This window comes from Capnocytophaga sp. oral taxon 326 str. F0382 (assembly GCF_000318295.1).
In the GTDB taxonomy this organism is placed as follows: domain Bacteria; phylum Bacteroidota; class Bacteroidia; order Flavobacteriales; family Flavobacteriaceae; genus Capnocytophaga; species Capnocytophaga periodontitidis.
This window is the reverse complement of sequence record NZ_KB291451.1, coordinates 1-20,724: the sequence shown is the minus strand read 5'-3', so window position 1 is coordinate 20,724 and position 20,724 is coordinate 1. Positions and strand designations below refer to the sequence as shown.

The window sequence follows — 20,724 nt, the reverse complement described above, 5'->3', positions numbered from 1 at the left end:
AAAGCTGTAAATCAATATTCTGTTATATTGAAATGACACTAAATAAATATTTTTAAGTAGTAGTGAATAAAACAGCGAACTACTTGTGATGAGTAGCTCGCTGAGTGTAAAACTAAAAAATTTATTGACCGACAGACCAAATAGTATAGCTGTTAGCGGGGACTTTTAGGGTTACACGCCCTTCGTTATTGGTAGCGAAGCGCTCGGTAGAGTTACCTGTATAGTCTATTAAGATTTTGCCTTTGAAATGGGTGGTAATGGTACGCTCGGCAGGGGTGTTGCCATTGTTGAGGAACAACACTAAGCCAGGACTTTTGTCTTTACCCAAACGTGAGGCTACATACTCGGTATTAGAGGCTAAGTGGAATTTTTCTTCGCCTGCTGCTAAACTGCGGTTGATAAGCATCAACTTTTGCAATTTGGTTTTGTTAGTAGAATTTTCATAATCGGTATAGAAAATACAAGGGTAACCGCTGTGAGTAAGGATATAGGCATAAGCCATTAGTTTTTTATTCTTAGGGATGGTATTATCGGGGTGGACATCGTTTCTATCGTCTACATCGTGGTTACCGACGAAAGTTACTGCTTTATCGGGGCGCAAAGTGCGCAACATAGGGTGCTGGTCGCTCATTAAATGGTGCATATCATTTTGGCTATCCAAGGCTTTTTCTACGGCATAATAACAAGCAAAATCGAAGGCTGAAATGCCGGAAGCATCTACCCAATTTTTAAGGGTTTCGGGGTTGCCTTCCCAGAGTTCACCTACCGCAAAACCGCCAACAGATTTCATCCATTCCTTGATGACCCACGCTCCAAATCCTTTTACATAATCGAAACGCCAGCCATCGAATTTCATTGTATTTTTGTAATACTTAGCTACTGATTCGTCTTTTTTCCACAACCAATCTTGTACATAAGGCACTCTGTGTGCAAGGTCTAAAAAGAAACCACCTCCTTCATCGGATGTTTCAATAGCATTAGGGTGAAAATGCTCGTAATTGCGATTAAATTTTTCGGAAGCGTTACCGTGAGTTTTATCAAACAGTGTTTCTGTTTTTTCGTTGTTTTTATAAGGGTTTATCTCCTCTCCTCCCCCATTGCAATGATTGATTACAATATCAGCGATTACTTGCAAGCCTTTTTCGTGGGCTTTGTTGATGAGGTTTTCGAGTTCATTGCGTGAGCCGAAGCGTGTTTTGGTAGTGCCGTGTTGGTTGTAGTCACCAAAATCAAAATAATCGGAGGGGTCGTAGCCCATAGAATAGCCCCCAGAAGCGCCTTTGGTGGCAGGAGGCAGCCAAATACGGTCTACGCCATTAGCTTTCCAATCGTCGAGTTTAGGGGTAATGGTATTCCACCATTCACCGCGAGGTTCTACATCCCAATAGAAGGTTTGCATCATCACGCGATTACCGTTGTCAATTTTAGTAAGGTCGATGGGTGATACATTTTGTGGGGTAGGCTCGCCTTTATTATCCTTTTTGCAGGATAACAAAGAGCAAATTGCTAATAAATAGATGTATGTTTTCATATTTTTTAGTGTTTAATTAACGTGAATTTGCTACTTAACGTGAGTTCGACGTAAGTAATTATTAAACAATCAGTGAAATATTTTTAAACTCCCACGAATTTCACGAATTTTCACTAATTTGAAATTGCATAAAACTCCGAAATTGGGAGTGCATAAAAGTCTTTATTTCCACGAATTTGGGAGTGTGTAAAACTTTATTTTATATTATCTCACGAATTTCACCTGACGGTGAATTATTTTGTGAATATATTATGATACAAAGTTGTAAATCAATAGTCTGTTATATCGAACTGACGTATTATTAGGGGCAAAGGTAATAAAAAAATACGAATTACGAGTTACGAATGACGAAAAAAATAGGCTGTCTTTTTATGAGGCAGCCTATTTTTATACGGAATTATATCGTTAGTTAAACGTTTATTTTACTTTTTCTACGATAGCTTTGAACGCTTCGGGGTGGTTCATTGCCAAATCGGCAAGAACTTTACGGTTGAGTTGGATATCAGCTGCTTTAAGTTTACCCATAAATTGAGAGTAAGACAATCCGTGCAAGCGAGCCCCTGCGTTGATACGCACAATCCACAAAGCGCGGAAGGTTCTCTTCTTGTTACGGCGGTCGCGGTAAGCGTACTGCATTGCTTTCTCAACAGCGTTTTTGGCTACCGTCCAAACGTTTTTTCTGCGGCCAAAGAAACCTTTGGCTTGCTTCATTATTTTTTTTCTACGAGCTCTACGAGCTACAGCATTTACTGATCTTGGCATAAATTCCTTTTTTTTTAATTTTTGTAGCAGGTGGTTTGTGCTTAAAACAAACGCTTAGGGGTACCTACTCCACGGTTATTAATTTCCTACTATTTAAACAATTATTTTAAGCCTAATTGTTTCTTCACGCTTGCTTCGTCGTTAGAGTGAACGAGCGTAGCGTGGGTGAGTGCTAACTTGCGTTTTTTAGCTTTCTTAGTTAAGATGTGGCTTTTGAACGCGTGTTTTCTCTTGATTTTACCAGAGCCGGTGAGCTTGAAGCGCTTTTTAGCTCCAGATTTAGTTTTAATTTTTGGCATTTGCTTAGATTTTTATTGATATAATTCCGTCCTCCCCCTGCCCCTCCTAAGGAGGGGAGTTATGGGAGTTTATTTTTGCCCTCACTTTTATCCTCCCCTTAGGGGAGAGTTAGGGAGGGGATTATTTTTTCTTGGGTAAAGGTGCGAGGAACATCGTCATACGTTTTCCTTCGAGTTTAGGCATTTGTTCTACTTTGCCATAGTCTTCGAGGTCGGTGGCGAGGCGCAAGAGGAGGATTTCTCCTTGGTCTTTATAGATGATAGAACGACCTTTGAAGAATACGTAGGCTTTTACTTTGGAGCCTTCTTTGAGGAACTTCTCGCCGTGTTTCTTCTTAAACTCATAGTCGTGGTCATCGGTTTGAGGACCAAAGCGAATTTCCTTAATTACTACTTTGGTAGCTTTGGCTTTCATCTCTTTCTCACGCTTTTTTTGTTCGTAAAGGAATTTCTTATAATCGATTACCTTACAAACAGGAGGCGTGGCGTTTGGTGAAATTTCCACCAAATCGAGTTCTAATTCATTAGCAATTTCTAATGCTTTGCGAGTGGGGTATACGCCTCCTTCGACGTTTTCCCCTACCAAACGCACCTCAGGAACGCGGATATCGCGATTGATACGATGAGGTTGTTTGTCATCTCTGCCCGGTGTGTTACTTTTTTTTATGATGGCTATTTAAATTTTATCCCCACCCTAACCCTCCCCCGAGGGGAGGGAGAAGGGCTATTGGAATTGTTTAATACTCTTGTTAACTTCGTCGTTGATGAGTTTAGCAAAGGCTTCTACGCTCATACTTCCTAAATCTTCACCACCGCGTTTGCGCACTGATACGGTGCCTTCTTTCTCTTCATTCTCACCGACAATGAGCATATACGGGATTTTTTGGGTTTCGGCTTCGCGTATTTTTTTGCCCATAGTTTCAGCACGATTGTCTATCAGGGTGCGAATATCGGAATTTTCTAACAAACTCAAAACTTTTTGAGCATAATTTTCATATTTTTCACTCAATGATAGTACAATAGCTTGATTCGGGTTGAGCCATAATGGGAAGTTTCCAGCGGTGTGTTCCAATAAAATGGCTACGAAACGTTCCATACTTCCGAAAGGCGCACGGTGAATCATTACAGGGCGGTGCATTTCGTTATCAGCGCCTTTATACCAAAGGTCGAAACGCTCTGGGAGGTTGTAATCTACCTGAATGGTACCGAGTTGCCAACTTCTGCCTAAGGCATCTTTCACCATAAAGTCGAGTTTAGGGCCATAGAAAGCGGCTTCACCTGTTTCGATTACATAGCTCAAACCTTTTTCTTTCGCAGCGTTGATGATGGCATTTTCGGCTTTTGCCCAATTCTCATCACTACCGATGTACTTGGTAGGATTTTCGGGGTCTCGCAACGATACTTGCGCGGTAAAATTGTCGAATCCAAGAGAGCCGAATACATAGAGCACCAAATCGATTACGTGTTTGAACTCGTCGTCTAACTGTTCAGGAGTACAGAAGATGTGTGCATCGTCTTGGGTAAAGCAACGCACACGGGTTAAACCGTGTAACTCGCCACTTTGCTCGTAGCGATATACTGTACCAAACTCGGCAAAACGCTTAGGCAAATCCTTATAACTCCAAGGGTGTGAGTTGTATATCTCGCAGTGATGCGGACAGTTCATCGGTTTTAGTAAATATTCCTCGCCTTCGTTAGGGGTGGCAATGGGTTGGAAACTGTCTTTTCCGTATTTATCCCAGTGACCTGAGGTTACATACAAATTCTTATGACCGATATGCGGGGTAACTACCTGCTCGTAACCGGCTTGCTTTTGTGCTTTGCGCAAGAAGGCTTCGAGGCGTTCGCGCAAGGCAGCTCCTTTGGGTAACCAGAGCGGTAAGCCTTGACCTACCTTGTTAGAGAAGGTAAAGAGTTCGAGTTCTTTACCAAGCTTGCGGTGGTCGCGTTTTTTAGCTTCTTCAAGCAGTTCGAGGTATTCGGTGAGTTCTTTTTGTTTAGGGAATGAGATAGCATACACACGAGTAAGTTGTGGGTTGTGCTCATCACCACGCCAATAAGCCCCAGCAGCGCTGAGTACTTTTACAGCTTTCACAAAGCCTGTGTTAGGGATATGTCCCCCACGACAAAGGTCGGTGAAGGTACTATGGTCGCAGAAGGTAATCGTTCCATCTTCGAGCGCTTCGATGAGTTCGGTTTTATACTCATTTTTGCCTGCGTAGTACGACAAGGCTTCGGCTTTGCTCACAGGGCGCATTTTGAAAGGGTGTTTGCCACGAGCGATTTCCAAGAATTTAGCTTCGATAGCAGGGAAATCTTTTTCGGAAATCGGTTTGCCGTTGAAATCAACATCGTAATAAAAACCATTAGCGATGGCAGGACCTATGGTGAGCTTGATGCCGGGATAGAGCTCTTCGAGTGCTTGTGCCAAGATGTGCGCTGAGGAGTGCCAGAAAGCTTTTTTACCTTCGGGACTATCCCAAGTGTATAATGTTAAACTACCGTCGGTCGTCAGGGGGGTAACGGTTTCTATGGTTTTGCCATTGAAGCTGGCAGAAAGGACGTTACGCGCCAGTCCCTCGCTGATGCTTTGTGCTACTTGAGCAGGGGTGATACCACTTTGGTATTCTTTTACTGAACCGTCGGGTAGTGTAATTTTAATCATTTTTATCGTTGATTTTTAGTATTATTGAGTTTGAAAGTGCAAAATTACAAAATAATTATGAATTACGAGGTATGAATGAGGAAAAAAAGAAAAAAAAGACTATTCAAAAAATTTTTGTGCGGAGGACGTTTGCAGAATGCCTCTACATAACATACTCTAAAAGTGATTAATTATCAGAGTGTAGGGAGGGAATACGATTTTGAGACTTTAGTTTTTTTATATGGAGGGCGTTTGCAAAACACCCCTACACAACATACTCTAAAAGTGATTAATTATCAGAGTGTAGGGAGGGAATACGATTTTGAGACTTTTTGGGCAGCCTCTTAAATTTATAACATATTTTTATTCATTCTGCAAAACACTCTTCTTACAGAAAAATACACTATCTTCTTCAGAAAAAATTAGAAAAATACTACAATTCCCTTCGTTTATAATCCGTATTTCGTAATAATTTTGTACTTTTGCCCGAAATTTGCAAAGATAAAAAATATTACAATGATAATTACCAGAAAACAAATAGCCCCTAATATGTGGCAAACCACTATCCAAGAGCCGAGTGACGCCCTTTTAGCACTCTGCCGTAGACTTCGTGCACGAAAGTTAGAACGCAAAGAAAAAATAATGAAAAAACAATACAAAGAAGAAGAGTACATAAAAATTTAAGCTGTGGATTTAGAAGTAAATATTCCCTTTGTAACAATCACTATTTAGCTTTTATCTATCAAGAAAAACACAAAAAATATGTACAACTACTTGTAAAAGAGTTGGAAGAGTATCAAAATAAATAAATGAGCAAACTACTTATTCTCGGAAGCATCGCTTTCGACCAAATAGAAACACCTTTTGGAAAAAGCAACGCTATTATGGGGGGCTCGGCTAACTATATAGCACTCGCTGCCGCTCAGTTTGAAATCCCTGCTGCGGTCGTCTCTATCGTAGGCGACGATTATCCACAAGAGTATCTACATCTACTAACTGAGCGCCGTATTGATGTATCGGGCATTGAGATTGTACACGGTGGCAAAACACTCTTCTGGAGTGGCAAATATCACAACGATATGAACCAACGCGATACCCTCGACACTCAGTTGAATGTTATCAACGATTTCAAACCCGTAGTCCCTGAGGCTTTTCGCGATGCCGAAGTACTTCTGCTCGGCAACCTCCACCCTACCCTACAAATGGACGTGCTCAACCAAATGACTCAGCGCCCCAAATTAGTGGTAATGGACACGATGAACTACTGGATGAACCACACTTGGGATTTGCTAATGGAGGTAATCGCCCGCGTAGATGTGCTCACTATCAACGATGAAGAAGCACGCCAGCTCACCAAAGAGTATTCACTTGTGAAAGCTGCTCAGCGCATTATGGCAATGGGTGTGAAGTATGTAGTGATTAAAAAAGGCGAACACGGCGCACTCTTATTCTACGACGATAAAGTGTTTTTTGCTCCTGCCTTGCCTTTAGCCGAAGTATTTGACCCCACAGGTGCTGGCGACGCTTTTGCTGGTGGTATGGTGGGGTATCTCACTAAAACTCGGGACTACTCGTTCACCAACTTGAAAAACGCTATCGTTCAAGGGGCAAATATAGCCTCGTTCTGTATTGAAAAATTTGGTGCTGAACGACTGCTCACCCTCACCCACAGCGAGCGAACTGCCCGTTTACAACAATTTAGAGACCTTACACAGTTTGATATTCAGGTTTCAGGTGTTAGGGGATAGGTTTCAGGGGATAGCAAGCGACTCATTACTAACAACTAATGAAAAAAATACTGCTTGTCATATTGTTATTACTTGCGCAAAGTGCTTTGGCACAGTTCTATACAGGGCTGATGGCTGGAGGGCGCATTCCGTTGGGGAGTAATAAGTTGGAAACCCTTACCATTGTGCCTTTGGGGGTTCAGTTTCAGCTGCGCGAAAGTATGGAATATGCTGTGAGTCTTTCATTTGGAGGGGCTATGGGAGGAGCAAAATTTCCAGTGAGTTATACTTATCCTACAGATGATTATATCGTGAGTCCTAATCCGCCTTACGCCCCCGAAAGAGTGTACAAAACGGAAGTGTCTGACAATAATAGTTTTTTAAATATTTTTGGCACTTTGGATATGGAAAAAGTATTGTGGTGCGACAGAGGTGATAATTATGAGCTCGGCGCTTTGCTCTCAATAGGGCTCAATAGTTTCAGTTTAAAACCTAAAAAAGAACTGCCCACCAAACCTGAACACGAGAAAACGCAAATGCTATTTGGTATAGGCTTGCGCAACTCGTTTGTAGTGAGCCAAGGGCGTGATATACTTCAGCTGAATGTGCAATATTGGATAGAAAATCACACTGTAAAAAATCATACCCCTTCACTGAAAGGGAATTATCTCTCTTTAACTTTTTGTTATACAGGAGCATTTTTTAATTAACAATATAAAGTAACTTTTAAATGTTTTATTAATAGCCCCCGACTCACTTACTCGGCAATTGCCGACAATCCCGAAGGGGGACAATCTGAAAAAAGAGTCTTTATTATAACTCTCAATAATAACAATATACTGTTTTTTAACTTTTTATTCGCTTTCACACCTAACACTTAAACAATGATATACAAAAGAAGTAGCGAATTATTCGCAGCTGCACAACAAGTACTCCCTGGTGGAGTGAACTCTCCCGTACGCGCTTTTAATGCTGTAGGGGGGCATCCTATTTTTATAAAAGAAGCCCAAGGCGCTTATCTCACCGATGAGGACAACCGCAAGTACATCGATTATATTGCCTCTTGGGGGCCTCTGATTTTAGGTCACGCCTACGCCCCTGTAATTGAGGCAGTAACTGAGCGCGCTAAAAAAGGCACCTCTTTTGGCATTCCTACTGAAGTAGAAGTGCAAATCGCCGAATTGGCGGTTGCAATGGTGCCTAATATCGATAAAATCCGCTTTGTGAATAGCGGTACAGAGGCTTGTATGAGCGCTATCCGCTTGGCACGTGGCTATACCGGCAGAGAGAAAATTATCAAATTCGCGGGTTGCTACCACGGACATTCCGATGCTTTCCTCATTGAGGCGGGTAGCGGTGGCGCCACTTTTGGCAGCCCTAATAGCCCTGGGGTAACCCAAGGCACGGCTAAAGATACACTTTTAGCAAACTACAACGATTTAGCATCGGTGAAGACCCTTTTGGAAGCCAATCCTCAGCAAATTGCTTGTGTGATTATAGAACCTGTGGCAGGCAATATGGGCTGTGTGCCTCCTGCCGAAGGATTTTTAGAAGGATTGAGACAACTCTGTACTGAAAATGGGGCGCTTTTGATATTTGATGAGGTGATGACCGGCTTCCGCTTGGCTAAAGGCGGAGCGCAAGAAGTCTTTGGCATCAAAGCTGATATTGTTACCTTTGGGAAAGTGATTGGCGGCGGACTCCCCGTAGGGGCTTTTGCTGCTAATAAAGAAATTATGAGTTACTTAGCACCTGAAGGGCCTGTATACCAAGCGGGAACCCTTAGCGGTAATCCTTTGGCGATGAGTGCTGGTTTGGCGATGCTCACCGCTTTGAACGAACAGCCCGAAGTGTTCGATAGTTTAGCGAAAAAAAAGCTTACTTGCACGAAGGATTTGACAATGTGCTAAAACGTGCGGGCATTCCTTATCAAATCAACAGTTTTGGCTCTATGTTTACCCTTTTCTTTAACGAAAATCCCGTAACCGATTTCGCTTCTTCGGCTAAGAGTGATACAGCGCGTTTCCGCAAGTATTTCCACGGAATGTTGCGCGAAGGCGTTTATTTGCCACCAAGTGCTTTTGAAAGTTACTTCCTCAACGATGCGCTTACTTACGAAGATCTCGATAAAACCATTGGCGCTCTTAACAGAGTGATTATGGAGCTGTAGGAAATTAGAAAATTTGGAAATCCTGAAACCTAATACCTAATAACAAACTAATGAAACCATACCTTTACCTTTTGGCATTTGCCTTGGTAGCTTGCCACAGTCCGTCAGAGCAAAAAGAGCCAGCTACAGAACAACTCACTAATTATGTAAACCCCTTCATCGGTACCGATGGCACGGGGAATACCTACCCTGGGGCAATGACGCCCTTTGGAATGGTGCAACTCAGTCCGGATATTGGTATCCCAGGTTGGGATAGAATTTCGGGCTACTTCTACCCCGATAGCATCATTACCGGCTTTTCACACACCCACCTTTCAGGTACGGGGGCTGGCGACCTCTACGATGTACTCATTATGCCCACCAATAGTAGATTTAACGAGCGTATTGAGGCAAACAACCGCCTGCCTTTCTCCTATTTCTCTCACAAACACGAAACCGCTACTGCTGGTTACTACAGCGTTGATTTGTTGAGTTATGGCATCAAAGCCGAACTCACTGCTACTCCGCGCGTAGGCGTTCAACGCTATACTTTCCCTAAGGATGAACAATCCAAAATTACCGTAGATTTAGGTTATAGCATCAACTGGGATAAACCTACTGAAACTTATTTGAAAGTGGTAGATAACACTACTTTGGAAGGTTATCGGTTTTCTACTGGATGGGCGCGTAACCAAAAGGTGTATTTCGTCATCAAGCTCTCCAAACCCTTTCTTGATAAGGAATTTACTGAAGAAAAAGAAAACGGCAAAGCTAACCGCTCTAAAATTGTGCTCCGCTATGCTACTGCCGAAAATGAAACTATAGTAGTAAAAACAGCACTTTCTATGCACAGCATTGCAGGTGCTTATAAAAATATGGAAGCCGAAGCTCCTCATTTTGCTTTCGACGACTATCGCGAGGCGGCTCGTAACCTCTGGGAACGACAATTACAGAAAATTACGGTAGAAGGGGGAACTGAGGAGCAAAAAACAATTTTCTATACAATGCTCTACCAATCGATGTTGGCGCCTAACCTCTTCAGTGATGTCGATGCCCCCGAAAAGCGTTACGATACTTTCTCACTTTGGGATACTTTCCGCGCGGCTCACCCTCTCTACACCTTGTTGCATCGTGAGGCATCCGCCGATTTTATCAAGAGCTTCTTAGCGCACTACCGCGAAAATGGCACTTTACCGGTATGGAGTATGCAGGGCGGTGAAACTAATATGATGATAGGCTATCACGCTGTTCCTATTATCGTAGATGCTTATTTTAAGAATATCCCGATGGATATCCCCTTAGCTTATGAGGCTTGCAAACAAAGTGCAATGGTGAAAGAACGCGAAATTGGTCTTTACCAGCAATATGGTTATGTGCCTTACGATTTAGATAAATCAGGAGAAAATTGGTCGGTGTCTAAAACCTTAGAGTACGCTTACGACGACTGGTGTATTGCGCAATTTGCCAAATCACTCGGCAAGGAACAAGATGCGGCTTACTTTGCCAAACGCGCTGAAAATTGGCGCAACCTCTTTGACGAAAAAACAACTTTCTTTCGTCCTAAAGATAGTAAAGGACAGTTTATCAAGCCTTTCAATCCTAAGGATTACAGCAAATACTTCTGCGAAAGCAATGCTTGGCATTACCGCTGGTTTGTGCCTCATAACATTCTCGGCTTGCGCGATGCAATGGGGGGTACTGATGCTTTTGAACAGAAACTCGATTCGATGTTCACTTTAGCCGTTACTCCCGATGAGAAATTGCCTATTTTCAGTACCGGAATGATAGGACAATACGTGCACGGTAACGAACCGAGTCATCACGTGGCTTACCTCTATCATTTCACAAACCACCCCGAAAAAGTATCTCAACGCGTTACCGAAATATTGAATACTCAATACAAAAATACCCCCAGCGGGCATTGTGGCAATGAGGACTGCGGACAAATGAGCAGTTGGTATGTGCTCTCTGCCTTAGGCCTCTACCCTCTCAACCCTTCCGATGGCAGGTATTATCTAACCACCCCTTTGTTCGATAAAGCTACCCTTCACTTAGAGAACGGCAAAACCTTCACTATCGAAAAGGGTAAAAAGGCAGGCGAAATACGCTTCAATGGCAAGCCATTTCATAGAAATTACATCAATTACGACGAAATTTTAACCATTAACAATTGACGATTGATAATTAACAATTAAAACTTTTTCAACTTTTTCTTGCTTTTGTCTTTTTTTGTTTATACCTTTGACGTCTCAAATAATCGTAAGTATTAGAATGTTGAACGAAACTATTATATTATGAATGAATTAACAGAAAAAGACCGTCAGCTACTCATCAAAAAAGGTATTACCGAAGCAATGCTCAATGCCCAAGTAGCACAATTTAAACAAGGAGTACCCCCTATCCAGCTCTACAAAGCTGCTGTGATAGACGATGGTATCATCCCGTTTAGTAAAGAAGAAGCTGCCAAATACGCTGCTATCTACCAAAAACGCAAACAAGGCAACACTATCCTGAAATTCGTACCTGCCTCAGGAGCGGCAACGCGTATGTTCAAATCGCTCTTCGCCTTTAGAGACGATTTCCAGCCCGACCGCGAATCGTTTGTAGCCTATATCGGTAGAACTGGCAATAAGGAAGTAAAAACTTTCTTTGATGGGCTTGAACGCTTTGCTTTCTACCCCCTCCTCAAAGCAGCTATCGACAAACAACACCCCGACTTTTCCTCACTAAACGAAGATATCCAAAAACACATTATCGTCAATACCCTCCTTAATGAGGATGGTTTGGGCTATGGCAATATGCCCAAAGGACTACTCCCTTTTCACAAACACTCCGAGAAAATTGCTACCCCTTTTGAAGAACACTTCCGCGAGGCAGTGCTCTACGCTTCCGACGAGCAAGAAGCTCACTTGCACTTCACTATTACCGAGCAACATACCGAAGCTTTCTACAAAGAACTCAACCTCATCAAACCGGTGCTCGAAGAGCGTTACAACATCACTTTTGATGTAGATTTCTCTTACCAAAAACCAAGCACCGACACAGTTTCGGTAACCGAAGATAACGAGCTTTTCCGCGATGAAGAAGGTAATCTCCTTTTCCGCCCTGCTGGCCACGGCGCCTTGTTGAGCAACCTCAACGACATTGATGCTGATATCATTTTTATCAAGAATATCGACAATGTGGTAGTAAAAAAATACACCGATGAAACGGTGTTCTACAAAGAAGCTCTCGCTGGTAAACTATGTGAAGTACAGGACGAAATTTTTAGAATCTTACGCCGTATCGACAATAATAAGATTAAGAAAAAAGAGGTGAAACACATCCTCGATTTTCTAAAGGAAATCAATATCACTGTTCCTGATTACATCTATAAATTCCGCCGCCAATACGCTATGGAGTTCATCAAAGAACAGCTCAATCGCCCTATACGCGTGTGCGGAATGGTGAAGAATGAAGGGGAACCTGGTGGAGGTCCATTCTGGGTGAAAGACGGTGAAGGCTATAGCCTCCAAATCATCGAATCTGCCCAAGTAAATATGGCGGATGCTAAGCAAAAGGAAATCTTCCAACAGTCTACTCACTTCAACCCTGTAGATTTGATTTGTGGCACTAAAAACTATAAAGGCGAGAAGTTCGACCTACAACAATACGTAGACCCTAACCAAGCCTTTATCACCTCCAAAACCTATATGGGTCGTCCGCTAAAAGCATTAGAACTCCCCGGTTTGTGGAATGGCTCAATGGCACATTGGATTACCCTATTCGTTGAAGTGCCTATCATCACCTTCAACCCTGTAAAAGTAGTAAACGACCTGCTCAAGAAAACCCACCAAGGGTGAGGGGCAGGTAATAGGTAACAAGTAACAGGTAACAGGTGTCAGGTGTCAGACGATTGGTAAAGCTAGTATTGGGTATGTGAGTAACTCACAAAAACTGAAAAAATGAGTAAAAGTATTGTAAGAGATAAATCGAAAGATTTTGCTGTTAGAATACTCGTACAATCAGTTAAAACATTGAAGCAAAAACAGCTTAATGAATAAAGATAAAAGAGGCTGTCCGAAAAGTCTCAAAATTGCTTTTGCATCATAAACTTCTGTCAAAGTCCCAAACTTTGACAAAGTCTATAATCGTGATAATCAATCCCTTTTAAAGTGGCTTTTACATTATAAACTTTGTCAAAGTCCCAAAACTTTGACAAAGTCTAAGGAAAGCCAGCGATAGCTGGGTATGTGCTGCAAACGCCCCCTCAAGAAAAACTTTTAGGACAGCCCCTTTTTTATTCTGTAGGTTCTTTACAAATAGATCAAAACATAAGGCTATTGGTTTATAAAATCTTGTTCTTCTTTGGTAAGTAAAAACTTGGCTTCACCTTGTTTATGAGGAGTAACATATTCAAAGAAAGGTTTTTCTACATCTATTCTATCTTCTTTTTTAATATGTTTGTTTTGTATGCTTGTTCGTAAATAGCTTTGCTCTATTTGATAGGTATATACTTTACCTAGAATTTCAACAGTCGCTTTTGCTCCTACAGAAAAAGAACTTAAAAGCAATTTATTTTTATAGGGAGTAAAAGTAATTTCCCAAGTAGCCTGTTCTGTAGTTGATGTGTAAGGTATTTTTGATTTTCTTGATATTCCTGTGTTGGTAGAGGGCTTTTGACTGAAAATAATTTTCCTAATAGCATTAGTACTATTATCAAAATAAATAACAGAATTAATGAGAGTTAGGTCTAGTTTTGTAATATCAGCATCAAAAGTTACAATAGTATTTTCTTTGTTCTTTTCTACCTTCTTAATATCAATACTCTCAGCGTTGTACAAAAATACAAGGTAAGGATTCAAATATAAGTACATTATAAGAGTCTTTTGCTCTAAAGTTAATTCATTGGATACATCTTCCTCACTGCTCATTATTTTAGCATAGTCAGTATTCTTGAGTTGTATCTGTGAGAATTTGCTTAAAGGCTCTCTAAAATGATAAATATAATTCTTAGTCCACCAGTCTAACTGTATTTGATAAAAGCGGATAATATGACCATCTTTAAGCGTTTTTTCTCTATATGTAGCCTCTAATATCTTAGTTTTTGTGTCATATAGCTTAGAGTAATTGTCAATTACATACTTCACTTTTTTCTTCAAATCAAAATTATACACTACTACTTCGTCAAGTTGTATTTCCTGAGGATTGAGATAGAGGGTTGCTTTGGCAAAGGTTTTATCTGTAAAAATCTTTTTAGTTGCATAGCCTATATGGCTTAGGGTAAGGGTATCGTTCTCCACCGCAATACGCAGTTTGCCTTCCTCATTGGTAATAGTGCCGTTGAGAGAGCGTGCGTAATAGGCTTCTACATTGGAGATGGGCTGCTTTGTAGAGGCATCCAGCAGGGTGAGTTCGGCTACTTGGGCGGGTAAGGCTGTGGCTATGAATAATAGGATAAGGAATAGTATTTTCATATAGTTATGTTTTATATTACTTTAGAAATTAGAAATCACGCGGTATTCTTTTGTGTTGTGGGGTTTATTGATGAAATCGCGCATTTCATTGGTAAGAGGCAATTGGTTTTGGGTCTCCCAAAATTCTTTGTTATAGGGCACTTCTAATTTAAAGAGCTCTTTTTTGTCATTTACATTAGCTTTAAAAGTACTGAGATCTGAAAAAGGGTGAGTAACAATGAGCTCGAAACTTACATCGTATACGATTCTTTCACCTTGTGTGTAGAGTTCTACCTTTTGAGTCATTACTCCATTAGAAATAAAATACTTATTATTCTTAGAATCTTTTTCGCATTTCTCTCTCAGATAGTAATTAATAGCTCTATACTTTCCTGCTAACTTTTTAGTAAAAGGTATTTTGTCAATCACTTTAGGATTGATTTTATAAAGGCGTTCTTTGATAGCATAATCATCAGTGTTGATAATAAAAAAGCCTATTCCTTTTAAATAATCCTCTTCATTTTTAGAAGTATGACTTACCTGATGATGTGTTTCATCTATAACTTTAAGGAATGAAAAACGGTACTCCTTTGGATCTAAGAAGAAGTAATTACTATACCAATCAAAAAGACCATCTAAGGAAAGAAGTTCAAAATCATCTGTCCGTAATCCTTTCTTTTCTATACCGAACTTCCTCATATTCAGAATCTGAAAAGCATATTCTTTTTTCACACCAAACAATTTATCTCGTTTGATACGACCACTAAAATCTTCTATTTTCACAAGTTCACCATTGCGTTTGAGGATACAACGCAAAAAGAAATCTTCAACAAAAGGTTCCATAGGGTAATTGATAGTGGCGTGATTATAGGCTTCTTGTATAATGTTTTTGTTAGAAAGGGTTACTTCGTCTAACTGAAAAGGTTTTGGGATAAGGTACAAGGTATCTTTTGTACGACTCAGCGCTTTGAAAGTGCTTTTGAGAGTTTCATAACCTAACATTTTTATAGTAATGCTGTCATTGGTAGAATAGAATACAAAGTGCCCGTCGTCATTGGTAACGGTATAGTCGTTCGCATTATGGATGGTAGCACTTTTTAAGGGGGCTTTAGTCTCCTTATCTGCAAGGTATTTGGAGAGAGTGTTTTGAGAAAAAGATAGTGGAATTAGGGTTATATAGGTGAGGACTGCAATTATATTCTTTTTCATATTTATAAGGATTAGTAATTTTTGAGGGGACTTTTTGTTAATTATCAATTGTTAATTGTTAATTGGAAAGGTCTTTCCCGATATCTTTTCGCCAGTAAGCACCTTCAAAATGTATTTTTGAGATATTGTTGTAAGAGCGTTGTAAGGCTTCTTTGAAATCATCGCCAAGCGAAGTAATGGCAAGCACACGACCGCCAGCAGTGAGAAGTTTGCCGTCTTTAAGGGTGGTACCGGCGTGGTATACAGTGCTATCTGTTACTTTTTCAGTGCCAGAAATCTCTTTTCCTTTCTCGTAATCCTCAGGATAACCTCCTGATACCATTACCACCGTAGTAGCGCTCTGCGGGGTTACTTTCAGCTCTTGTGAAGCCAAAGTGCCGTTGTACAACGACTGGAATAGCGGAATGAGGTCGCTTTCTATACGTGGCAAAACGGCTTCGGTTTCGGGGTCTCCCATACGCACATTGTATTCTATCACGTAAGGTTCACCGTCTACTTTTATGAGTCCGATGAAAACAAAACCTTTATATACAATGCCTTCCTTGTGCAATCCTGCAATAGTAGGCTTTACGATGCGCTCTTCAATCTTCTGCATAAAAGCTGCATCGGCAAAAGGAACGGGTGAAACAGCCCCCATACCGCCTGTGTTGAGCCCTGTATCACCTTCGCCTATGCGCTTATAGTCTTTGGCAGTAGGCAATATCTTATAATCTACCCCATCGGTGAGTACAAAGCAACTGAGCTCAATGCCTTTTAGGAACTCTTCAATCACCACCTTAGTACTTGCTTTGCCAAATTTCTCGTTGATGAGCATACGGCGTAATTCGGCTTGGGCTTCTTGTAAATTTTCGAGTATCACTACCCCCTTGCCAGCTGCTAAACCATCGGCTTTGAGCACATAAGGGGCTTTCATAGTGCTGAGGAAAGCGCAACCTTCGTCTACTGTATCCTTGGTAAAACTCGCGTATTTAGCCGTGGGGATGTTATGGCGCACCATAAACTCTTTGGCAAACTCTTTACTGCCTTCGAGGGTAGCGCCTTGCTGTGAGGGGCCTATCACTTGCACGTGAGTGAGTTCTTTATCGTTGGCAAAGAAATCGTATACCCCTTGCACTAAAGGGTCTTCAGGACCTACCACTACCATTGCAATCTGTTTTTCAAGCACAAAGGCTTTGAGTGCGGGGAAGTCGGTAGGGTTGATAGCCACATTGGTAGCTACGGTGTGGGTACCCCCATTACCTGGGGCGATGTATAAGCTGTCGCAAAGCGGACTTTGGTGTAGTTTTACGGCAAAGGCGTGTTCACGACCGCCAGAGCCAAGGATAAGTATGTTCATTTTATTCATTTACTTAATAATTCTATTCATTCATTAGTTTGTAAGATTCATCATACTTGTGAGGTACAACTAATTTTCCTTGTTTGTTTATCATTCCCCATTTGCCATTGCGTTTTACCCCAATTGCATCGCCATTAAACCTCTGTATCTCTTCATATTGGCAAGGCACGATTAATTTTCCTTGTAGGTTGAGAAATCCCCAATAGCCTTTAAGGCGTACCGCTATAAGGTCATCACAAGTTCTCATCGCATCGTATTGGCAAGGGGTTACTTCTTTTCCTTCTTTATCAATACAGCCCCATTTGCCATTGCGTTTTACTTGTGCAAGAGCTCTATCAAAATCTTTAGCTTCTTCGTATATGGCAGGCGTAATAACTTTCCCTTCGTGATCAAAAAAACCTTTTTTATTGTGCAGAGTTACCATAAAAGTATCATACGAGGGGGCTGAAATATTATCATAGATATCAAAAGGGATAATCACTTTATGGTTATCATCTACCACACCTTTTTTGCCTTCTTTGGTAACCAAACAATAAATAGTACTTTGCCAATATTTACTGAGTAGTGTGATGCTATCATATATAACAGGGATAATAAGTTGGTTATTTCTATTCATCATCCCCCATTTATTATCTTTGTTTAAAAGCACACCAATGCGATATTCTACTTTTACTTGGTCATAAAAAAATGGGAGTATCATTTCACCTTTGTCATTAGTACCTCCCCATTTATTATCCTTTTTTAAGAAAGAAGTAGTATAACCCGTAAGCATTACATCGTCATACTCAAAAGGAGTAACCACTTTGCCTTTTTCATCTACACGCCCCCACTTATTGTTTTGTTGTACACAAAAAGGATTTCTATCGGCATAACTAACTTTAAAATTGTCATACACAAAAGGAATAGCTATTTCATCATTAACTGTAATAGCTCCCCACTTGCCATTCATCTTTGCAAAGGCAATATTTGAAGGACATTCAAATGTGCCTAAGTCTTCGTATTTCAGGGGAACAATAACCTTATTCTCACGGTCTACCAATCCGTATTTAGATGTCTTAATACTTTGTACAATATAAATACTTGGTAAAAAACTTACATATACTGACTTGTATTTTTCTCTCCACGGAAGTCCTCTTACTTCCATTGCAGCAATATTTGCACTGCTATTGATATAGATCCAACCTCTGCAAAACCCATCGATTTCCATTGAAAAATCTTGCCCCATCGCTATTTCACTTGATAAAAGTATGAGTAATAAAACAAATTTTCTCATTTGCTGATTTTTCTCATCTGCTTATTTTACAAATCGGTATCGGTTGCATCTTGTGTTGGTTAGCACGGTTGAGGCGGGTGTATATCTCAAATACTTCACGCTCTCTACCGCCGAAATCATCAGCTTTTTTGCCTTGCTCGGTTTGGAGCATTGCCCATTCCAACTCATCATAAGAGGCTTTGAGCTGGTCTTCATCGCTGCGGTCGTCGCCAAAGAGTCCGTCGGAAGGTTTTGCTTTGAGGATACTTTGCGGAATTTGCAAGTATTTGCCAAGTTGGTATACTTCGCTTTTCATCAGGTCGGCAATAGGACTGATATCCACGCCCCCATCGCCGTATTTGGTAAAAAATCCTACCCCAAAATCCTCAATTTTATTACCTGTGCCTACCACTATATAGCCTTCGAGTCCCGCAAAATAGTAGAGGGTCGTCATTCTTAGGCGCGCACGAGTGTTGGCAAGTGCCATTTCATAAGTAGATTTATCGGTAGGGGGTATTTGTGCCACAAATTGGTCGAATACAGGAGTGAGGTCGGTGCGCAAGTCGCTCACGTTGGGGTAGTGAGCTTTAAGGAAAGCGATATGCTCTTGGGCGCGGCTCACGTGGCTTTCGGCTTGATGAATGGGCATTTCGAGGCAGAGTGTTGGCAAGCCCGTACGCGCACAAAGGGTAGAGACTACCGCCGAGTCTACCCCGCCCGATACGCCTATAACTAAGCCCTTTACACGAGCATTTTCGGCGTAAGTTTTTATCCAATGAACGATTTGTGATGCTATGTTTTCCATTTTAAAAAATATCTTTAGTATTGAGTTTTAACGTAGGAAATTTTATTGAGGTGATGTCTTTGCCCTCTACAATAGGAGGCAAACCATAATATTTGCTCTCTTGCAAAACATACACGTTTATTTCTTTGCTCTCTGGGCGCACTATCCAATATTCAAGTACACCAGCTTCCTCGTATAGATGAAATTTAAGGTCTAAATCGCGCGTGGAGTTATGAGGTGAAAGTATTTCTATTACCAAATCAGGAGCACCTACACAACGCTTGCCATCAGCTAATTTTTCTGGAGCACACACCACACAAAGGTCAGGTTGCACTACTGTATCTTCTTTGCCGTAGGCATTAGGTAATACCACATCAAAAGGAGCTGTAAAAAGTTCGCAAGTCTTTCCTTTGAAAAAGTGGTATAGCTCCCCTGATAGTTTTCGAGAAACTCTTTGGTGGGTAATGGCTGGTGCCGGACTCATTCTGAAAATTTTCCCTTTGATGAGTTCCAAGCGTTCTTCAAACTTCCAAAGCAAATAATCGGCGTAAGTATAAAACCCATTAGCAATGTCCAACTGATTGATATTAGTAACCTCCATAGTTCTATTGTTTTAGAATCGCGACAAAGGTACTAAATAATTGCGAATAACGAAAAACTTTTATACTTTTGCGGTATAAATTTAAAGTTGCTATCAAACTATGAAAAAACTCTTTGTTTTGCTGTTTTTCTGTAGTCTTACAGCTCAGGCACAGCTCTCGTCATACCGCTATAAACAAGCACTTGAAAATCTCAACCAAAGCGGTTGGCATTCTCTCACTTTGCCCATTACTATCTTCGACCGTATGGAGAGTTATAACGATTTGCGCATTTATGGCATTTCGATTACCGATACTATTGAAGTGCCTTATATGATAGTTGATACAGTGGTCGCTACTCAAACTATTACGCACTTTGCTGTAAAGAACGACAAAGCGTCTAAACATACGATTATCGACGTCAAACTTCCCGAAATTTTGCTCCTTGGCAAAGTGGCAATTCACCCTGCAACAACTTATGATTATTATCGTTCTGTGAAGATTTTGCAAAACGAAACTACCGATGACACCTATCTGAGCAGTGTAGCTAAAGGGGTGCTTAATTCTAAGGGAAATAACATATATACTTTTTCGTCACAACTGTTTAAACATCTGCAAATCGATATTGATAACCAAGATAACACCCCACTTGCAATTTCTGAAATTACCCTCTTTCCTATCACTTATAAACTCACAGCGCGCTTCCCCGATACAGCTCATCACTATTTTTTAGTGTATGGCAAAGCTAACGACATAGCGCCTCAGTACGACATCACTCATTTTGTGAAGCATATCCCTAAACAACTCCCCTCCATTCATTACAATGAGACTGTAGAATATGTAAAGACTCAGCCTATTACTGCAACGACTTCAGTTACTAAAAGCCCTACCAATGGTACTATGGCATCAGCTAAACCACTTCTATGGGCAATTATGGGGATTGTTGTGCTACTCATCTTTGTTTTTTCAGTGAAAATGATAAAAAACAAATAACAATTAACAAATAACAATTAACAAA

At 40.9% G+C, this 20,724-nt stretch carries 17 protein-coding genes and 1 pseudogene; 7 read left to right on the top strand and 11 right to left on the bottom strand.

All coding sequences use genetic code 11. From position 1 onward, the window contains the following. Positions 1-121 precede the first annotated feature (121 nt). The 5 genes from HMPREF9073_RS12040 to thrS form a co-directional block, all read right to left on the bottom strand. Complete coding sequence (locus HMPREF9073_RS12040; protein ID WP_009751010.1) at positions 122-1,531, bottom strand: alpha-amylase; 1,410 nt, start codon at positions 1,529-1,531, stop codon at positions 122-124. Positions 1,532-1,948: 417 nt separating this feature from the next. Next, positions 1,949-2,293: a 50S ribosomal protein L20 gene (gene rplT, locus HMPREF9073_RS12035; RefSeq protein WP_002674637.1), complete on the bottom strand. Its 345-nt coding sequence runs from the start codon at positions 2,291-2,293 to the stop codon at positions 1,949-1,951. A gap of 101 nt (positions 2,294-2,394) precedes the next feature. Next, entirely contained in the window at positions 2,395-2,592 is a 198-nt protein-coding gene (rpmI, locus tag HMPREF9073_RS12030) for a 50S ribosomal protein L35 (RefSeq protein WP_002674635.1), read from the bottom strand. A gap of 121 nt (positions 2,593-2,713) precedes the next feature. Next, positions 2,714-3,211 (bottom strand): translation initiation factor IF-3, encoded by a 498-nt coding sequence (infC, locus tag HMPREF9073_RS12025; RefSeq protein WP_106096058.1) that lies wholly within the window; start codon positions 3,209-3,211, stop codon positions 2,714-2,716. A gap of 105 nt (positions 3,212-3,316) precedes the next feature. Next, positions 3,317-5,257, bottom strand: coding sequence for a threonine--tRNA ligase (gene thrS / locus HMPREF9073_RS12020; protein ID WP_009751009.1), 1,941 nt, complete (start codon positions 5,255-5,257; stop codon positions 3,317-3,319). A 495-nt stretch (positions 5,258-5,752) separates the two neighbouring features. Between thrS and HMPREF9073_RS15750 the strand changes: the two genes are divergently transcribed. The 6 genes and pseudogenes from HMPREF9073_RS15750 to HMPREF9073_RS11995 all read left to right on the top strand — a co-directional run bounded on the left by HMPREF9073_RS15750 (position 5,753) and on the right by HMPREF9073_RS11995 (position 12,954). Then, positions 5,753-5,920, top strand: a complete 168-nt coding sequence (locus HMPREF9073_RS15750; protein WP_009751005.1) for a hypothetical protein — start codon at positions 5,753-5,755, stop codon at positions 5,918-5,920. Positions 5,921-6,045: 125 nt separating this feature from the next. Continuing rightward, positions 6,046-6,984, top strand: a complete 939-nt coding sequence (locus HMPREF9073_RS12015; protein ID WP_009751004.1) for a PfkB family carbohydrate kinase — start codon at positions 6,046-6,048, stop codon at positions 6,982-6,984. Between the two features lie 38 nt (positions 6,985-7,022). Beyond that, on the top strand, positions 7,023-7,673 hold the full coding sequence (locus HMPREF9073_RS12010; protein WP_009751003.1) for a hypothetical protein: 651 nt from the start codon (positions 7,023-7,025) through the stop codon (positions 7,671-7,673). 174 nt (positions 7,674-7,847) lie between these two features. Then, positions 7,848-9,133: pseudogene (gene hemL, locus HMPREF9073_RS12005) on the top strand (glutamate-1-semialdehyde 2,1-aminomutase). A gap of 50 nt (positions 9,134-9,183) precedes the next feature. Continuing rightward, positions 9,184-11,286, top strand: coding sequence for a GH92 family glycosyl hydrolase (locus tag HMPREF9073_RS12000; RefSeq protein ID WP_009414052.1), 2,103 nt, complete (start codon positions 9,184-9,186; stop codon positions 11,284-11,286). A gap of 120 nt (positions 11,287-11,406) precedes the next feature. Then, the gene (locus HMPREF9073_RS11995; RefSeq protein WP_009414051.1) at positions 11,407-12,954 is read left to right on the top strand and encodes a DUF4301 family protein; all 1,548 of its coding nucleotides are present in this window, start codon (positions 11,407-11,409) and stop codon (positions 12,952-12,954) included. 477 nt (positions 12,955-13,431) lie between these two features. Here HMPREF9073_RS11995 and HMPREF9073_RS11990 read toward each other — a convergent pair whose 3' ends face one another. Genes HMPREF9073_RS11990 through HMPREF9073_RS11965 form a run of 6 tightly spaced genes read right to left on the bottom strand, consistent with a single transcriptional unit; the run spans position 13,432 to position 19,729 of the window. Then, positions 13,432-14,568: a carboxypeptidase-like regulatory domain-containing protein gene (locus tag HMPREF9073_RS11990; RefSeq protein WP_009414050.1), complete on the bottom strand. Its 1,137-nt coding sequence runs from the start codon at positions 14,566-14,568 to the stop codon at positions 13,432-13,434. Positions 14,569-14,589: 21 nt separating this feature from the next. Continuing rightward, entirely contained in the window at positions 14,590-15,756 is a 1,167-nt protein-coding gene (locus tag HMPREF9073_RS11985) for a hypothetical protein (protein ID WP_009414049.1), read from the bottom strand. 58 nt (positions 15,757-15,814) lie between these two features. Then, a complete protein-coding gene (gene purD, locus HMPREF9073_RS11980; RefSeq protein WP_034555905.1) occupies positions 15,815-17,092 on the bottom strand; it encodes a phosphoribosylamine--glycine ligase in 1,278 nt (425 codons plus the stop codon). A gap of 22 nt (positions 17,093-17,114) precedes the next feature. Continuing rightward, a complete protein-coding gene (locus HMPREF9073_RS11975) occupies positions 17,115-18,365 on the bottom strand; it encodes a WG repeat-containing protein (RefSeq protein WP_009414047.1) in 1,251 nt (416 codons plus the stop codon). Between the two features lie 13 nt (positions 18,366-18,378). Further along, positions 18,379-19,149 (bottom strand): NAD(+) synthase, encoded by a 771-nt coding sequence (nadE, locus tag HMPREF9073_RS11970; protein WP_009414046.1) that lies wholly within the window; start codon positions 19,147-19,149, stop codon positions 18,379-18,381. 1 nt (position 19,150) lies between these two features. Continuing rightward, the gene (locus HMPREF9073_RS11965) at positions 19,151-19,729 is read right to left on the bottom strand and encodes a Uma2 family endonuclease (protein WP_009414045.1); all 579 of its coding nucleotides are present in this window, start codon (positions 19,727-19,729) and stop codon (positions 19,151-19,153) included. A 100-nt stretch (positions 19,730-19,829) separates the two neighbouring features. On the opposite strand from HMPREF9073_RS11965, the gene HMPREF9073_RS11960 reads away from it, so the two are divergent. Then, a complete protein-coding gene (locus tag HMPREF9073_RS11960) occupies positions 19,830-20,699 on the top strand; it encodes a hypothetical protein (protein ID WP_009414044.1) in 870 nt (289 codons plus the stop codon). Positions 20,700-20,724: the final 25 nt, after the last annotated feature.